This is a genomic window from Granulicella sp. L60, assembly GCF_009765825.1.
Classification (GTDB): Bacteria; Acidobacteriota; Terriglobia; order Terriglobales; family Acidobacteriaceae; genus Edaphobacter.
Genome location: NZ_LMUR01000018.1, coordinates 391,110 through 408,184, shown reverse-complemented (window position 1 = coordinate 408,184; position 17,075 = coordinate 391,110). Strand labels below are relative to the sequence as shown.

14 protein-coding genes are annotated in these 17,075 nt (G+C 59.5%); 3 read left to right on the top strand and 11 right to left on the bottom strand.

The window, feature by feature from the left end:
- Positions 1 to 89 precede the first annotated feature (89 nt).
- The 3 genes from purH to GSQ82_RS12095 all read right to left on the bottom strand — a co-directional run bounded on the left by purH (position 90) and on the right by GSQ82_RS12095 (position 4,575).
- A complete protein-coding gene (purH, locus tag GSQ82_RS12105) occupies positions 90 to 1,703 on the bottom strand; it encodes a bifunctional phosphoribosylaminoimidazolecarboxamide formyltransferase/IMP cyclohydrolase (protein ID WP_158792532.1) in 1,614 nt (537 codons plus the stop codon).
- A 227-nt stretch (positions 1,704 to 1,930) separates the two neighbouring features.
- Positions 1,931 to 2,836 (bottom strand): dihydroorotate dehydrogenase, encoded by a 906-nt coding sequence (locus GSQ82_RS12100; RefSeq protein WP_158793650.1) that lies wholly within the window; start codon positions 2,834 to 2,836, stop codon positions 1,931 to 1,933.
- 62 nt (positions 2,837 to 2,898) lie between these two features.
- Complete coding sequence (locus GSQ82_RS12095) at positions 2,899 to 4,575, bottom strand: alkaline phosphatase family protein (protein ID WP_158792531.1); 1,677 nt, start codon at positions 4,573 to 4,575, stop codon at positions 2,899 to 2,901.
- 360 nt (positions 4,576 to 4,935) lie between these two features.
- Between GSQ82_RS12095 and serS the strand changes: the two genes are divergently transcribed.
- The 3 genes from serS (at position 4,936) to GSQ82_RS12080 (ending at position 7,427) form a co-directional block, all read left to right on the top strand.
- Entirely contained in the window at positions 4,936 to 6,264 is a 1,329-nt protein-coding gene (gene serS / locus GSQ82_RS12090; protein WP_158793649.1) for a serine--tRNA ligase, read from the top strand.
- A 4-nt stretch (positions 6,265 to 6,268) separates the two neighbouring features.
- Positions 6,269 to 6,649, top strand: a complete 381-nt coding sequence (locus GSQ82_RS12085) for a hypothetical protein (RefSeq protein ID WP_158792530.1) — start codon at positions 6,269 to 6,271, stop codon at positions 6,647 to 6,649.
- 79 nt (positions 6,650 to 6,728) lie between these two features.
- Positions 6,729 to 7,427, top strand: a complete 699-nt coding sequence (locus GSQ82_RS12080; RefSeq protein WP_158792529.1) for an outer membrane lipoprotein-sorting protein — start codon at positions 6,729 to 6,731, stop codon at positions 7,425 to 7,427.
- 302 nt (positions 7,428 to 7,729) lie between these two features.
- Here the strand turns inward: GSQ82_RS12080 and GSQ82_RS12075 are convergent, their stop codons facing one another.
- The 8 genes from GSQ82_RS12075 to GSQ82_RS12040 form a co-directional block, all read right to left on the bottom strand.
- Entirely contained in the window at positions 7,730 to 8,263 is a 534-nt protein-coding gene (locus GSQ82_RS12075) for a dihydrofolate reductase family protein (RefSeq protein WP_158792528.1), read from the bottom strand.
- A 102-nt stretch (positions 8,264 to 8,365) separates the two neighbouring features.
- Positions 8,366 to 8,764 carry a hypothetical protein gene (locus GSQ82_RS12070; protein ID WP_158792527.1) on the bottom strand — a complete coding sequence of 133 codons (399 nt, stop codon included), beginning with the start codon at positions 8,762 to 8,764 and terminating at the stop codon, positions 8,366 to 8,368.
- A 331-nt stretch (positions 8,765 to 9,095) separates the two neighbouring features.
- A complete protein-coding gene (locus GSQ82_RS12065; RefSeq protein ID WP_254061601.1) occupies positions 9,096 to 10,187 on the bottom strand; it encodes a DsbA family protein in 1,092 nt (363 codons plus the stop codon).
- 44 nt (positions 10,188 to 10,231) lie between these two features.
- Positions 10,232 to 11,926 carry an NAD+ synthase gene (locus tag GSQ82_RS12060; protein WP_254061600.1) on the bottom strand — a complete coding sequence of 565 codons (1,695 nt, stop codon included), beginning with the start codon at positions 11,924 to 11,926 and terminating at the stop codon, positions 10,232 to 10,234.
- A gap of 13 nt (positions 11,927 to 11,939) precedes the next feature.
- Entirely contained in the window at positions 11,940 to 13,316 is a 1,377-nt protein-coding gene (locus GSQ82_RS12055) for a sugar transferase (protein WP_254061747.1), read from the bottom strand.
- Positions 13,317 to 13,755: 439 nt separating this feature from the next.
- On the bottom strand, positions 13,756 to 14,676 hold the full coding sequence (locus GSQ82_RS12050) for an ABC transporter ATP-binding protein (protein WP_158792525.1): 921 nt from the start codon (positions 14,674 to 14,676) through the stop codon (positions 13,756 to 13,758).
- A gap of 68 nt (positions 14,677 to 14,744) precedes the next feature.
- Positions 14,745 to 15,461, bottom strand: coding sequence for a molybdenum cofactor guanylyltransferase (locus tag GSQ82_RS12045; protein WP_158792524.1), 717 nt, complete (start codon positions 15,459 to 15,461; stop codon positions 14,745 to 14,747).
- Positions 15,461 to 16,897 carry a dipeptidase gene (locus tag GSQ82_RS12040; RefSeq protein ID WP_158792523.1) on the bottom strand — a complete coding sequence of 479 codons (1,437 nt, stop codon included), beginning with the start codon at positions 16,895 to 16,897 and terminating at the stop codon, positions 15,461 to 15,463. The genes GSQ82_RS12045 and GSQ82_RS12040 overlap by 1 nt, the downstream gene beginning before the upstream one ends.
- Positions 16,898 to 17,075: the final 178 nt, after the last annotated feature.

Here is a 17,075-nt window from a genome sequence, read left to right as displayed (position 1 = left end):
GCCATCCGCGGATTGGATGCAGTCGTCTCAGACAGGCCATTTGCACGGCTGGCGGTGATTATATCCGTCATTCGCACAAAAACAGAGCCTTATCCATGACGAAAGTGCCTGACCCCGGTAAATGCCATCGCCACGCCCAGCCGGTCAGCCGCCTCAATCACCTCAGCGTCCCGAACCGACCCGCCCGGCTGAATCACCGCCGTCGCGCCCGCATTCGCCACCGTCTCCAGCCCGTCGGGGAACGGGAAAAATGCGTCCGAAGCCGCCACCGTACCCGCCAGCGGCAGCACCGCCTTCATCGCCCCAAACCGCGCCGCATCCACCCGGCTCATCTGCCCCGCACCAACCCCAACCGTCTGCCCATGCCCATCCATAAAGCGCGCATACACAATCGCGTTCGACTTCACATGCTTGCACACCGTCCACGCAAACAGCAGCGCACGCATCTCCTCCGCCGTCGGCCCGCGCTTGGTCACAATCTTCAGCTCCGCCTCGCTCACCCGTAGCCGGTCGGCATCCTGCACCAGCAGCCCACCCGACACCTGCTTCAGCACCCGCCGCGTCTCCGCTGGCACAATCTCAATCAGCCGCAGATTCTTCTTCGCCGCAAACCGCTCCAGTGCCTCCGCCGTAAACGACGGCGCAACAATCGCCTCCACAAACAGCTTCGCAATCTCCTCCGCCGCCGCAGCATCCACCACGCGATTGATCCCGATCACCCCACCAAACGCCGACACCGGATCAGCCTCCAGCGCCCGCCGGTACGCCTCCACCACCGTCGCGCCCGTCGAAGCCCCGCAAGGATTCGTGTGCTTGATAATCACCACCGCAGGCTCTTCAAACTCGCTCACCAACTCCCAGCAAGCATCCAGATCCACCAGGTTGTTGTAGCTCAGCTCCTTGCCCTGCAACTGCTTCGCATTCGCCACGCCCTTGCCGCTGCCATCCGTGTACAGCGCCGCCTTCTGGTGCGGATTCTCCCCATACCGCAGCGCCTTCTCCAGCGGATCGATCACCCGTATCGTCCCCGGCAGCTCCTCCTGCAAGAACACCGCCTTGCCGCTCGGAGCCTCAATACTCTCCAGCGCCGTCGCAATCCCGGCATCATACGCAGCCGTCACCGCAAACGCCTCCTTCGCCAGCCGCCAGCGCGTCGCCCGGCTCAAAGCTCCCGCATTAGCCGCCATCTCCTCCGCCAGCGCCGCATAGTCCGCCACCGACGTCACCACCGCTACATCGGAAAAATTCTTCGCCGCCGAACGCACCATCGACGGCCCACCGATATCGATATTCTCAATCACATCTGCAAACGCAACCCCAGGCTTCTGCGACGTCTTTTCAAACGCATACAGATTCACCACCACCATATCGATCGGCTCAATCGCATGCTCGCCCACCGAAGCCATATGCTCCGCGTTATCGCGAATATGCAGGATCCCGCCATGAACCTTTGGATGCAGCGTCTTCACTCGTCCATCCAGCATCTCCGGAAACCCCGTCAGATCGCTGATATCCCGCACCGGCAAACCTGCCTCGCGCAGCGCTTTTGCCGTGCCACCGGTCGAAACCAGGTCAACATGAAACGAAGCCAGCGCACGGGCAAACTCAACCAGGCCAGTCTTATCGGTAACGGAGAGAAGTGCGCGGCGGACAGGACGAAGATCGGTCATAGGAGTAGCGGAAGCAGTACTGTTTTCAATCATCACCCATTCATTCTAAGCGGTCTGGAAGATCATGTCCTGCCGGACGGGCCGCTTACTCAGCGGGAGGTCACTTCGTGACGCGTATACCTTGCCGTGGCGCCACCAGCACCCTGGTCCTCCCGCTGGTCGGAATCTAAAGCCGACCAACGGGAGGACCACCCGAAGGGGTATACAAGTCACGAAGTGACCTCCCCACGAGCAGTGGGCCCGGCCGGCAGGCCAAGCATTCAAAGCAGCGCCGCCCCCGTAAGAGCTCTCACCTCAGCCACTTCATGCGCCGCACACCAGCGCTTCAGCCCATTCGCAATATTCTCCACCGCCCGCGGATCCGCATAACTCGCCGTCCCCACCTGCACCGCCGTCGCCCCCGCCATCATGAACTCCACCGCATCCTCCGCCCGCACCACCCCGCCCATCCCCACTACCGGTATCTTCACCGCCTTCGACACCTCATGCACCATCCGCATCGCAATCGGCTTGATCGCCGGTCCCGACAACCCCCCGGTAATATTCGCAATCCTCGGCCTTCGCGTCTCCACGTCAATCGCCAGCGAAACAAACGTATTCACCAGCGAAACCGCATCCGCCCCACCATCCGCCGCCACCTGCGCCATCAACCCGATATTGGTCACATTCGGCGAAAGCTTCACCATCAACGGCCTCTTCGAAGCCCCCTTGCACCGCGCTACCAGCTCCCACAACTGCGGCGGATCCGTCCCAAAGACCATCCCCCCATGGCTCGTATTCGGGCAGCTCGCATTCAACTCATACATCGCAATGCCCGGCGCATCGTTCAGCGCCTGAATCACCTCCAGGCAATCCTCAATCGTGAACCCAAACACATTCGCAATCACTACCGTATCGCTGATTTGTTTTAGCTTCGGCAGCTTCTCCGCAATAAACGCCTTCACCCCCATATTCTGCAGCCCAATCGCGTTCATCATGCCCGCCGCCGTCTCGATAATCCGCGGCGCCGGATTCCCCGCCATCGGCTCTCGCGACAGCCCCTTCGTCACGAACCCGCCAATCTTATCCAGCGAGATAATCTCCTCGAACTCCACCCCATAGCCGAACGTCCCGCTCGCCGCAATCACCGGCGAACGAAACTCCACCCCCGCGACCGTAACCCGCATATCCGGCCCCTTACTCTTGGGCGTCGTGCCCTTCGACGCCGTGCTGTCCTGCGGAGTCGCGCTCACTGCCCCACCTTCTTCCGGGCAATCGGGGCAACGCGAGCCGCACCCGCACCAGCCTCTGGCTTTATCGCCTGCGTCAAAACATGCCCCACACTCGCCGAAGGCTGATTCACCCGCAGCAGCGAAGCGAACGTCGCCGCAATATCCACCGGAGCCACCCGGTCATAGTACGTCCCCGGCACAAACGCCGACCCATAGAACCCCAGCGGCACATGCCTGTCATACGAGTACGGCGTAAAGTGATTCGTCCCCTTCACCATCCCCAGCTCATACATCCCCGGCGCAAACATCACATACCATCCGCCGTTGGCAGAGTAGCTATGCAACACCAGCCTGCCCTCCTCCGTATTCGGAACCTGCCCCGCCGCCATCTGCACCCGCGTATAGCTCCGTCGAACCGTAGGCCTCGGCGGCAGCCTCGTCTGGCTCACACCCTCCGGAACAGGCGGCAGCGTAGCCTCCAGCGCCTCCGGCAGCATCTCCGCCACAGCACCCTCCGCATCCGCCTCGCTCACCTTCTCCTTCACAAACGGCCTCGGGTCCAGCGTCAGATACGGCAACTCGCTCTTCAGCATGTAATCCGTCTTCTTACCCGGCGAAAACCGCTCGTTCAACCGAGCATTCAACTCACCCACCAGCTTCTTCACATCGAAGCTAGCCGCCGGCATCCCCAGCTTCTCCGCCACCGCCGACACCGGAGCGATCCCATGATCCCCCGTCAGCGACACCCACACATTCGCCATTCCCCCATCGACATGCTTATCCAGCCACGTAAAGAACCCATCCAGATCCACATCCACCGCATCGATCATCGCCCTCTGCTCCGGCGCATCCGGCCCCACCACATGCCCCAGAATATCCGTCGAAGAGATGCTGATCGTCAGCACATCCGTCACATCGTGCCTGCCCATCTGCTCCCCCACCACCAGCGACTTCGCAAAGTCCAGCAGGTACGACACCGACGCCGGCGACTTGCCCACGTCCTCATAAAAACTCCCCGGCTTCGCTCCAGCCTCCCGCAGCGCCTCATCCGCCCGCCCACTCGCGTTGAACGCCTGCGCCCACGCCGGCAGCTGCGTCTCCCAGTACGTCGAAGTCACAAACTTGCCGCTCGCATGATCCAGCCAGAACGCCCCATTCGACGCATGGCCCGACGTCAAAATCGCCGCCCGGTCCTTCAGCGAAATCCCAAACAGCTTCGCCCTCCCCTGCGTCGCCAACACCACCTCGTCCCCCAGCGTCGAAGCCAGCTCATTCCGCGGCGAAGCCCCCACCTCCGTCGACCCCGGATCGCCCACAATCGCATACCGCTCGTCCTCTACCGACGTCACCGTATGCGTCGTCGACCGCTTGAAGTCCCACCAGTCGTTCAGCGCGATCCCGTGCCCATCGCTGTACGCCCCCGTCCCAATCGTCGAGTGCCCCGGCGCGGTCATCGTATTCGCATAATCGTAGTAGCAGTCCGTAAAGTAAGCGCCGCGCTTCAAAAACAGGTTGAACCCGTTCGCCGTCTTGAAGTCATCCCGATACCGCTCCAAATAGTCCCCGCGAAACTGATCGATCACCAGCACCACCACCAGCTTCGGCCTCGCGTGATAAGCGTCCGCCCGCCCCGGCACCACCCCGCACACAGAGAACCAGACACACAACAAAACCGCAGCGCCACACTTTCGCATGCCCCTAGGATAACTCCAGGCAGTATCGACATCTAGCTTGAGCGGATGCGATGGGTTGAGCGGATGCGATGGGTTGAGCGTGAGGGACAGCCTGAGCGTAAGTGCTGGATGGAGCATTTGTGATGGATGAATATAGAAATTGTCATCCTGAGCGGAGCCTCTCGCAGTTTCATCGCGAGAGGCGCAGTCGAAGGACCTGCCACACCCTCAATGTGCCAATACTCTCTCCATATCTCGCACCGCATCCGGCACAGTTCCGCATCGTTCTATGCCGAACTAGGAAAATCTAGCCCCATCCCAATCCGCGAACATTTCCCCGCTCGCTCCCCTTTTCAAATGAAGCAGCTAAAATGTTTGTTGATGATAGATCTTGCATTTGTCCGGGCCAACCTCGCCCTTGTCGAAGAAAAACTCCGCACCCGTGGCATGGACCCCGCCGCCGCCCTTGGCAACTTCGCCGCCGTCGACCGCGAGCGCCGCGACGCCATCACCCAGCTCGAAACCCTCAAAGCCCAGCGCAACAAACTCACCGAAGAGATCGCAACCCTCCGCCGCGCCAAGGCCGACGCCACTGCCCAGACCGAACAAACCCGCATCCTCAAGACCGAAGTCGAAACCCTCGAAGCCGCCGCCGCCACCACCGACGAACGCCTCCGCGAGATCATGCAGACCCTGCCCAATCTCCCCGGCGACACCGTCCCCATCGGCAAATCCGAACACGACAATCGCGAAGAAAAACTCTGGGGCGACATCCCCAAATTCGACTTCCCCGCCAAGCCCCACTGGGAGCTCGGCGAAGCCCTCGGCATCCTAGACTTTAACCGCGCCGCCAAGATCTCCGGCTCCCGCTTCGTCGTCCATTTCGGCCAGGGAGCCCGCCTCGAGCGCGCCCTCGCCAACTTCATGCTCGACCTCCACATCGCCGAGCACGGCTACACCGAAGTCCTCCCCCCCTACATGGTCAACTCGAAGTCCCTCTTCGGCACCGGCCAGCTTCCCAAGTTCGCCGAAGACCTCTTCCACTGCGACGACAAAGGCCCCTACGAGCCCGGCAAGCTCCAGGACTCCGACCACTGGCTCATCCCCACCGCCGAAGTCCCCGTCACCAACCTCTTCCGCGACGAGACCCTCGACGAGTCCGAACTCCCCATCTCCTTCTGCGCCTACACCCCCTGCTTCCGCTCCGAGGCCGGCTCCTACGGCAAAGACGTTCGCGGCATGATCCGCCAGCACCAGTTCCAGAAGGTCGAGCTGGTCAAGTTCGTCCGCCCCGAAGACTCCGAAGCCCAGCACGAGCTCCTCACCCGCCACGCCGAGACCGTCCTCGAGCGCCTCGGCCTTCCCTACCGCCGCATGCTCCTCTGCACCGGCGACATGGGCTTCGCCTCCGCCAAGACCTACGACCTCGAAGTCTGGCTCCCCGGACAGAATCTCTATCGCGAGATCTCCTCCTGCTCCAACTTCGAATCCTTCCAGGCCCGCCGCGCCAATGTCCGCTATCGCCCCGCCGGCGCCAAAAAGTCCGAGTTCCTACACACCCTCAACGGCAGCGGCCTCGCCGTCGGCCGCACCTACCTCGCCATCCTCGAAAACTACCAGCAGGCCGACGGCACCATTCGCATCCCCGAAGTCCTCATCCCCTACATGAACGGCGAAACCGTCATCCGCAAACACCCAGGCAGGAGCTAACCCCTTGTTCAAACTCATCCGCAACTACATCTTCTGGGCCTACGAGCGTGGCAGCTTCCACTACGACGTCATGGTCACCGCCATCCTCATCTTCATGTTCGCCTCCCCCCACTTCATCGACTTCAAAGACCGCCCCGTCGAAACCGTCGCCCTCCACGCCAGCGAGGTCCTCGTCAAAGAAGCCGGCACCTCCGGCAGCAGCAGCCGCTTCCTCTACCAGATCCGCTCCGACGACATGAACGGCGCCTCCACCGACGCCGAGCGCCGCGCCGCCATCCTCCGCGTCATCGAACCCATCTCCGGCGAGGTCTCCCTCCAGCACTACGAAGCCGTCCACGACGCCCAGGGCAAGACCATCGCCTACAACGCCTGGGTCCTCCGCTAGCGCCAGCCCCACACCCGGCATCTAACTCCCCTGAAGCACCGGCAGCACCCGTACCACCGAAATCCGGAGCACCCGATCTATGACTTCCATCCGCCGCATCGCCGCATCGCTCCTCTTCTCCACCAGCGTTCTCTGCCTCACCGTCCCCGCCATCGCCCAGCAGAAACCCGGCCACCTCGACGAGGTCCTCCGCCAGATGGACGCCGCCAGCGCCAAATTCCAATCCGTCGAAGCTAACTTCGAGTGGGACCTCTACGAAAAGGTCGTCAAACAGGTCACCACCCAGCAGTCCGGCACCATCTACTTCCGCAAAGAGTCCGGCAAGACCGTCATGGGCGCAAAGATGGTCTCCCCCTCAGTCAAACTCATCGAGTACCGCTCCGGCCTCCTGCGCCTCTACGACGTCCCCACCAACCACCTCACCACCGTCCGCTCCAAAGGCGACCAGATCGAAAGCTTCCTCACCCTCGGCTTCGGCGGAAGCGGCTCCGAACTCATGAAGGCATGGACCATCTCCGACCTCGGCCCCGAGACCATCAACGGCGTCGAAACCGCCAAGATGGACCTCGTCCCCAAAGACCCCGAGATCCGCAAAAACTGCACCCACATCACCATCTGGGTCGATCCCGTCCGCGGCGTCTCCCTCAAGCAGGTCTTCTACATGCCCTCCGACGACTACCGCACCGCCACCTACACCAACATCCGCTACAACCAGCGAGTCGACGAGAAGCCCTACCAGATCAACACCAACAACAAAACCACCAAAGACGAACACTAGAGAGTATCGACATCTAGCCTAAGCGGAAGTGATGGATGGCTATAGAAAGCGTCATCCTGAGCGAAGCCTCTCGCAGTTTCATCGCGAGAGGCGCAGTCGAAGGACCTGCCATACGCTCAACGTGCCAATACTTTCACCTCATCTCGCACCACACCCGAACGGTTCCGCATCGTGCTATAGGTCGATACCACCCGGACACGAGTGAATGGATGCCAACATAAGATCCCTTGTGGGACCCATGAGTTAGCCGGTGTGCGAGTCTTCTGAATGCGCACTGGCACCACCGCAACCGCCCCCAAAAGCTAAGCAGGAACGTACGTCAACCGAATCACGTCGTCGGCAATGTGATCGCTGGCAACAAAGCGGAGCCGCGGCCGAGGGCCGGTGAAGTATGGCTTGCCGCGGCCAAGCACGACAGGGTGGAGGTAGAGTCGATACTCATCAATAAGACCAAGGTTGGTCAGGCTTCCTGCCAGGTCTGGTCCGGCAACTTCGATCTCCCCGACTTGCTGCGCCTTCAGCCCACGTATCGCCGCCTCGTGGTCATCCTCAACAAGTGTGGCGTTGGGTCCGACCGACTTCAACGTGTGCGACACGACCCACTTCGGCTTGCTTCGCCACGCCGCCGCAAATTCGTGGTCCTCCGTGTCCCATTCCGGAAGGTCGTCGTCCCAATAACGCATGATCTCGTACATGCGGCGACCGTACACCATGCCCGTCAGGTCGCGCACATGCTCTATAAAGTGACTAAAGACTGCCGGGCCGGGCCTACCAATTGCCAGATGGTCGACGTAGCCATCCAGGGACTGGTTCAATTCGTAAACGATCTTTGCCATGATCCAAAACCTCCGCCCCAGGCTCTTCAAAATAGATGGAAGAGACAATACGCGACAGTGAGATTAGGTGTAAACCGCCCTCCGCTTCGTCCCTTTTGCTTATCATCCCGCAGGGATCTGCCCTTGCCCTTGCTTTTGCCCTTGCTTTTGCTTTTGCTTTTGCCCTTGCTTTTGCTTTTGCCCTTGCTTTTGCTTTTGCCCTTGCTTTTGCTTTTGCTTTTGCCCTTGCCGTTGTTTGCCTTTTTGTTTGTCATCCCGTAGGGATCTGCTGTTGTCGTTGCCTTTGTAGTCGCTATTGTAGTTGCTGTTGAGGTAGAGCGAGGCTTTAGCCTCGCGTCTAAGACCCGCCGCGAAGCGGCCTCCACTCTGCCGAAGGCCGGAGCGAAAGGCGAAGCCGAAGCGACAAAATATTGCCTTTGCCGTTGCCTGTCCTCCCCAACCCGCCCCAAACCCTGTCAACCCCAAAACCCACCAAAACCCGCGCCAGACAAGGGAAATCACGTGGCGTAGTAGTTTCCCTCCAACCTCTATACTGGATATAGAGACTTAAACGAGCCCTCAAAAGCGCCTCCGCAGCCTAACCCCTTTAGAAACAAATTTTTACCTCTAACCCATCTGTAATGAATATTTTGCAGCCTGTGGAAATCGCAAAATGCAGAAAAGGAACAACTTAGCCACCCCTACCCCCCAGGGGGAGGGGTACCCCACGACCGAAGCCCAAGCAAGCAGAACCCAACCAGACATGGACCCGGCGGGTGCCAAAACGAAACTCTCCGCACCGAAGCAATCTCAGTGCGGAGAGCAGATAAAAAGTAAATTCAGGAACGAGAGACTACTTCTTCAAAGCAGGAGGATTCGCAATACCGACCGCCGGCCCTGTCGCACCCGTGCTCACGCCGTCCAGAGTCGCCTGGAACGAGATCACGTTCTTCAGCGTCTCGTAAGGAATGCCAGCCAGAGGCAGCACATGCCCGTTCACCGCGATCATCGGAGTCTGGTCCACGCCCACATCCTTGGCCAGCTTGATCGACGCATTCACCTGGTCCTTGATCGCCGGTGTCGCCGCACAAGCATCGATCGCCGCGGGATCCAGACCGGCCTTGGTCACGGCATCCTTCAGCGTCTGGTCTCCGGTCTCCGGAGTCAGAGCAGCCTGGTTATCGAACACCGCCGCCGCGTAGACGAAGTACGCGTCGTTCTTCTGCTTCTGCACGCAGTAGCCGTAGGCCGAAGCCTTGAACGCAAGCGGATGCAGATCCACCAGCGGAAAGCTCTGGTAGACCACGCGCGCGTTCGGGAAGTCCTTCACCAGCTGCTCCATCGTGCTCTGCGCATCCTTGCAGTGCGGGCACTGGAGGTCGGCGAACTCAACCAGCATGAAGTCCTTGCTGGTCGCACCGCGCGTCGCGCCATCGGCATGATCCTGCAGCGTCTTGCGGATCTCCGCAAACGGCGTAGCGCCAAACGGAATTACCGCATCGCCCGCAATCGCATGCTTCCCGTCCGGCGTCACGAAGAACGCAGTCGGCTGCACCTTGGCGTTCGGCGAACGGTCGGAGACGAACACCACCACCTTGCTCACGCTCGGAGCCGGGGTCGTCTGGATCGCCTCGACCCGCCAGATGCGGTTCGAGTCATAGCCCCAGAGCGACTTCAGGAACGCGTTGACCGTATCCACCGAAGGCGAAGTCGCCGTAAAGTACTTCTGATTCACCGGAGGAAACGGATCGGCCTTGGTCGTCTGTCCAAGGTTCTGGAGCTGCAGGGCCTGAGGCTGCTGCTGTGCCCCGCCAGCCGGAGCCTGCTGAGCCGCTCCCGTACCCGCGGCACCTGCCGCCGTTCCCGCACCCGCCTGCGCTCCCGCCACGGCGGTAACACTCAGAGCAGCCGCCAATCCCGTCAACATCAAAAGTGAACTCTTCAAAGAAACCATCCCTCCGCCGCCGCTATCCGCGCACAGCACCTCTATTACACCTGAACCTTGACCGCAATGGGAAATCGCCGGCCCATGCCAAATGATTTTTTGGTAACTTTCAACACCGGAGCAGCTTGCTGACGCTTATATTCGCTCCGCTCCACCAGCTTCAGCACCGATCGCACCAACCCAACATCAACACCTTGTTCCTCGGCAATCTCCTCCGCCGAGCAGTACCGCTCCACATACGCCTCAAGGATCGGATCCAGCACCTCATACGGCGGCAGCGAGTCCGTATCCAACTGCTCCGGCCGCAACTCCGCCGAAGGAGGCTTCTCGATCGTCGCCCACGGAATCGTCTCCTTCACCCGATTCACATACCGGCTCAGCGCATACACCTTCAGCTTCATCACATCGCCGATCACCGCCAGCGCCCCGACCATATCGCCATACAGAGTGCAGTACCCGGTCGACATCTCGCTCTTGTTGCCAGTCGTCAGCACCAACGCTCCAAACTTGTTCGACAACGCCATCAGCAGCGTTCCACGAATCCTCGGCTGCAGATTCTCCTCCGCCAGTCCAAACGACGTCCCCGCGAACAAAGGCTTCAAGACCTGCTGAAACTGTGCGAACACATCGTGGATCGGCAGCAACTCGAACCGAATTCCAAGGTTCTTCGCCAGCTTTCGCGCATCGTCGATCGACCCCAGCGACGAGTACTCCGTCGGCATTCCCACGCCAACGACGTTCTCCGCCCCTAAAGCCTCCACCGCAATCGCCGCCACCAGAGCCGAGTCGATCCCGCCGCTCAGCCCCACCAACGCCTTACTGAACCCGCACTTCCGCACATAATCCCGAGTCCCCAGCACGAGCGCGCCCCACATCTCTGCGACCTCGTCCTTCGCCTCAGCGTCGTTCTGACTCTCGCCCTTCGCGCCGCCACCATCCGTATCAAAGACCACCAGATCCTCGGCGAACGAAGCCGCCCGCACCTTCACCTCGCCATCCGGTCCAATCCCCAGCGAAGATCCATCAAACACCAGACTGTCATTTCCCCCCACCTGGTTCACCATCGCGACATACGCCCCATGCCGCTTCGCCAGCGCCGCCAGCATCTTCTGCCGTACCTGCGGCTTTCCCTGCCAGTAAGGTGATGCCGAGATGTTCAGGATAATCCGAGGTTTTCCCGCAAGCTCCTGCGGCTGCTTCTCCCACTCTTCCATCAGCCGTTCCACCGGGTCGACCGTATACATCTGGCGTGGCCAGAAGCCCTTATCGTTCCACGCGTCTTCGCAGATCGTGATCGCCAGCGGCTCTCCATCGACACATGTCAGCGTCTGCTCCGCAGCCGGCTCAAAGTACCTCTGTTCATCGAACACATCGTAGAAAGGAAGCAGCATCTTCTGCTGCACAAAGCTAATCTTGCCCCCGCTCAGCAACACGGCGACGTTCTTCACCTGCTTACCCTCATCTGCGCTTCTCGGCATCACCGTCCCACATAGAATCGCCGGTCTACCCGCACCAATGGTCCACTCCGCGATCTCATCGGCGACCTGCCCAGCACGTTCAACAAACGCCGCCTTCTCCAGCAGATCAGCCGGCGGATACCCACACACGGCAAGCTCTGGAAAGACTACCAGCGCCACACCCAGCTCCTGTGCACGGGACGCATATTCAAGAATCTTCCTGGCATTCCCGGCAAAGTCCCCTACCGTCGGGTTGATCTGGGCAAGTGCTATCTTCACCATTCAAGTCTAACGCTTACGAACCCGTCCCGCTCAACACAACACCCACGGTACGAGCCAGAATCCTCAGATCCATCATCAAATTCCAGTTCTCCACATAGGCTGTATCCAGAGAGATATAGCTATCAAATGAAGGATCCTGCCTGGCCTCCACCTGCCACAGGCCCGTAATGCCAGGCAGTACATCTAGCCGCCGCAGATGAGCCAGATCATACTGCTCCACCTCGGACGCCATTGGGGGCCGTGGACCCACCAGACTCATGTCCCCTTTCAGAACGTTATAGAACTGCGGCAACTCGTCCAGCGAGTACTTCCGCAACACTCTTCCCACGCGTGTAATACGCGGGTCTTTGGCGATCTTGAAGAGCACGCTGTCGCGCTCATTCATATGTTCCAGGTCCGCCTTTAGCTTGTCCGCGTTCTCAACCATGGTGCGGAACTTGAAGCAGGAGAAGGTCCGCCCCTTGCGTCCGATCCGCTGCGCCCGATAAAAGATCGCACCCTTTGAGTCCATCCGGATCGCAAGCGCGATTGCAAGCATCATCGGTGCAGCCACCAGCAGCCCGATCGACGCAATCGTGGTATCCAGCGTTCGCTTCACCAGAAACGCGCCAATAGGAAAGTCCCGTCGATGCAGCGGAATCGTCGGAAACTGTCCGACATACTCGACCCTAGCGTTCCAGGCTAGACCGTCGTACATATCCGGCACCACACGGACATCGATCCCTGCTACGCGCGCCTCTTCCACCATCCCGATCACGAGCTTCCTCTCCGCTGGCACCGAAAAGAAGATCTCGTCCACAAACAGCGAACGTGCCAGCGATAGACAGTTCCGCACGTCGCCGATCACATCCGCATCGCCAGACTCGGCCTCGCGCTCCGTCAAGGCAACAAATCCCTTGAACCGAAATCCCAGATGCTGCAGGGTATCGATATGATTTCGCAGCGCATGGCCGACACGTCCCGCACCTATAATCAGCACGTTACGCGTCTCGATCCCAGCCCGAAACTTTCGATAGACCATCCGTCGCCAGAGTGCGCGCCGGAGGCAGAGCAGCGTCATCGTAAACACAACCATCAGGGCGATCACGATGCGGGAGATGGCCTCCCCATTCGACAGATACAGCGTGCCGCACAGAAGAAGCCCGGAGGTCAGTGTCGCCTGCATCGTCATTCTCTGCTCGTGCAGCCCGCTGAAGAGTTGGATCGATCCATACAGTCCATACGAGCGTGTGAAAAATATTAAGCACACGCCAAACCAGACGACATAAAAGATTAGAAGCTTTGGAGACGAATGGATGAGATGGGGAACAATATGCAACGTAGAGACCGTAGATGGCGTATCCACACGGAAGCGTAAGGCTAGTATTGCCGCTACCGCCACAGTCAGCATATCCAGCGTAGCCCAGACTGTACTGGTCACCGAGGGACGGCGGAACAAACCAGTGTTCGCTCTCGAGCCCCGCTTGCCTCTCCCTACGTGTTTTCTACCCGAAACGATTACCTGCTGCAGGTAGTCCGGTGTCGCCATGGCGAACGCCTTTCAACTGGATCACTCTTTAATTCACAGTAATCGGTAAGATGCCCGATAAAGCTCACGAAACGCCACCGATTGAAATTAAACTAATACAGTGGAAACACGATCAAAACAATGTTTTCGCAAACCTTCATCTCTGGTTGAACAAGGCCCCACGAATCAGAAATACACCCGCACCATATGAAGCATACGTCGCCAACTCCACCTTGGCAATATGGTGCAAAGGTTTGCAGTCCAGGCTCACAACACCCCAACGCCAGACACAACAGTCTTTGGACACCTCACGCATCGCCGCCTAAACCGGCGTCACAAGCTCATCGAGACTGAGAAATTCCTGCAACACGGGATCCTGGCTCTTCTCCATCTCCTCCATCGTTCCAAAGAAGATTGCCTTGCCGGCGCTTAGAAACACCACCCGGTCAGCCAGCTTCTTCGCCAACCGCATATCATGCGTCACCACGATGCTGGTCAGATGCAACTGCTGCTTCAGACGCTGGATCAGGTCTCCAAGCAGATGCGCCATCAGCGGGTCCACCATCGTCGTCGGCTCGTCGTACAGCACCGCCTCCGGCTGCGACGCCAACGCCCTCGCAATTGCCACCGAGCGTTTCATTCCCGTCGAAAGGTCCGATGGCAACAACCCCTCCATCCCGGCGACCCCCACCATCTCCAACAGCCCCTTCACTACTTGGAGAATTTGGTCCTCCGCCATCTCGCCACGCTCGCGCATTGGAAACGCGACGTTCTCGCCCACCGAGATCGAATCGAATAGCGCGCCATTCTGGAAGACCATCGTCACCTTCCGCCGAATCGCCTGCAACTCGCTCTCGCTGAAGCCACAGATATTCTCTCCAGCCACCTGGATCGTTCCCTTGTCAGGCTTCAAAAATCCCATCAACATTTGCAGGGAGACCGACTTGCCCACGCCGCTTCGTCCCAGGATGCAAAGTGTTTCCCCGGGCAAGACCCAGAAACTTACGTCTTCCAGCACAACGAAGTCGCCGAAGGCCTTATATACATGCTCGAACGCGATATAGGGCCCGGGCTTGTTCTTGACATCCAGCACAGCATCGGCCGCAGCCTCATTCTGCTGGGCTGCCTGCTCCATAAACTCGCCAACCATCGGAGACACGTCTTCCGATATCCCCTCGATCAAGGGAGTGTCGGCGTCGGTAGCAGTCGTTTGTTCCTCTGTCTTGTTATCCGGCTCAGCCATAGCAGCAACTCCCGCAATCAACGAATGATCATCTGACAATGCACCTTAAGCGTACCCCATCGACCTTTCTAAGTATCCAATGCATCCAGATGCAGCCCCGCATCGGCAAACTCCTCCGGCGTATTCAGGTTAGAAAACCACCGATGCACCGCTGCTCGTTGTGCCTCTGAGATTGCTCTCCACGGCTCAATCCCGTTGGCTCCAACACTACCCAACTCTTCGACGCTCTCCTCCCAAATCGTATTGAGAAAAGCCTTATCGGGAGCCACTCCTTGGCGCGCTGCTAGATCCAACGCCGCTCCCTGCAGTACAGGAAACACCTTATATTGCCCGCCGTGCATCGCACCAAGTACAGACGGCCCGACCTGCCGGTGCAAGAGACAAAACAGAGGCTGTGCCACCCCTCCTACCGTAAACAGCGCCACACGTGTCCCCCGCTCCTTACTTCCGACCACGCCTCGCACCCACCGCTCCAGAAATGCAGATGGCAGAAATGGCGCATCCACGGGCATAAATAAATTCCACTCATGCTGCGAATGCGCGAACGCCGCCTCCAGCCCCCCCATCGGCCCACAGCCCTCATGCAGATCGCGCACAATCGGAGCATATTCTGTCAGCTCCTCCCGGCTGCTCAGGATATTCACCTCCGCACAGATCCTTCGCAGCTTTGTGACTGCGTGCGCCACCAGCGGCCTGCCGCCGAGCTCCAACAGAGCCTTATCGCGTCCCATGCGCGTGCTCTTTCCGCCAGCCAGCACATATCCGCCAACGTCCAGCGTAGCCATCAGGCACCTACGCCGCTCAGAAACCGCACAATCGACTCGATCCCACGATGAAAGTTCACCAGATGAAACTTCTCATTCGGGGCATGTAGGTTGTCGTCCGGTAGTCCGAACCCCATCAGCACAGTAGGAATCTTCAGCTCGCGCACAAAGTCCCCCACAATCGGAATCGAGCCACCTCCACGCACAAATACGGTCTCCTTCCCAAAGACCTCGCGCATCGCCTCCGTCGCGGCCTTCACATACTCGTTATCCGTGCTCACGATGATCGGGTCACCGGAATGAATCAACCGCACCTCCAGAGAGACTCCCTTCGGCGTCAGCGACTCCACGTAGCTCTTGTACTTGGCAAAACTCTCCGCCGGCGTCATATCCGGCACCAGGCGCATGCTCACCTTCGCCACCGCCTTCGCTGGAATTACCGTCTTCGCACCAGCACCAATAAATCCACCCGGCATCCCATGCACCTCAAGCGTAGGCCGCGCCCACGTACGCTCCTGTACACTCAGCCCCGGCTCACCTGTCAACGCAATCGACCCCACCTCGCTCTCGCGATAGTGATCTTCATCAAACGGCAGCGCCCTCCAGGCCTTCAACTCATCCGCGCTCGGCTTTTGCACGTCATCATAGAACCCCGGAATGAGAATCCGTCCATCTTCATCCTTCAGCTTCGCGATCACCTGCGCCAGCGCGACAAACGGATTCGGAGCCGACCCGCCATAGATCCCAGAGTGCAGATCCGTCCGCGCACCGTGAACCTCGATCTCCGTATAAATCATCCCCCGAAGTCCTACGCACAACGTCGGCAGCTCCGGAGCAAACATCTCAGTGTCGGAGACTAGCGCAACATCGGCCTTTAGCTGTTCGCCGTGCTCGCGCACAAACGCAGCGATACCCTCACCTCCAACCTCTTCCTCGCCCTCGACGATCACACGCACATTCACGGGCAGCGTCCCTGCACCCGCCGCCATCAGCGACTCCAGCGCCTTCACATGCATCCACATCTGCCCCTTATCATCCACAGCTCCGCGCGCGTAAAGATTCCCATCTCGCTCCGTAGGCTCGAACGGCGGCGACTTCCACTCGTCCAAAGGCTCTGCCGGCTGCACATCATAGTGTCCGTAACAAAGCACCGTCGGCTTCCCTGCCGCGTGCAGCCAATCCGCGTATACCAGCGGATGCCCTCTGCGCGCAGGCACCATCCGCGCCTGGCCGGCGTCATCCACAATCACCTCTTCCGGCGTACTCGTCTCGATCAGCCGAACATTCTCCATCCCAATCCGTGTCAGCTCTGCCGCAACAAACTCCGCCGCTCGCCGCACATCTCCTGCATGCTCAGGCGTCGTTGACACAGAAGGTATCCGCAATAGAGCCTTCAACTCTCCTACAAAACGCCCCTGATTCTCTTGCGCAAATGCAACCGCCGCCGTCGTCGTCACTGTTCCACTCCTTCACCATCTTTCGTCCCGCGGCCACAACGCCAGGCGGTCGAAGCATAAGTATAAGTAAAAGCCTCCATCCCCGCCGCGACACAAGGAGCATCTAGCCTCCGCACCACTCTCCTCGTCCCAAACTTCCGGCTTATCCTCTCTTTACAATTTCTTATCTTCCTCGCGG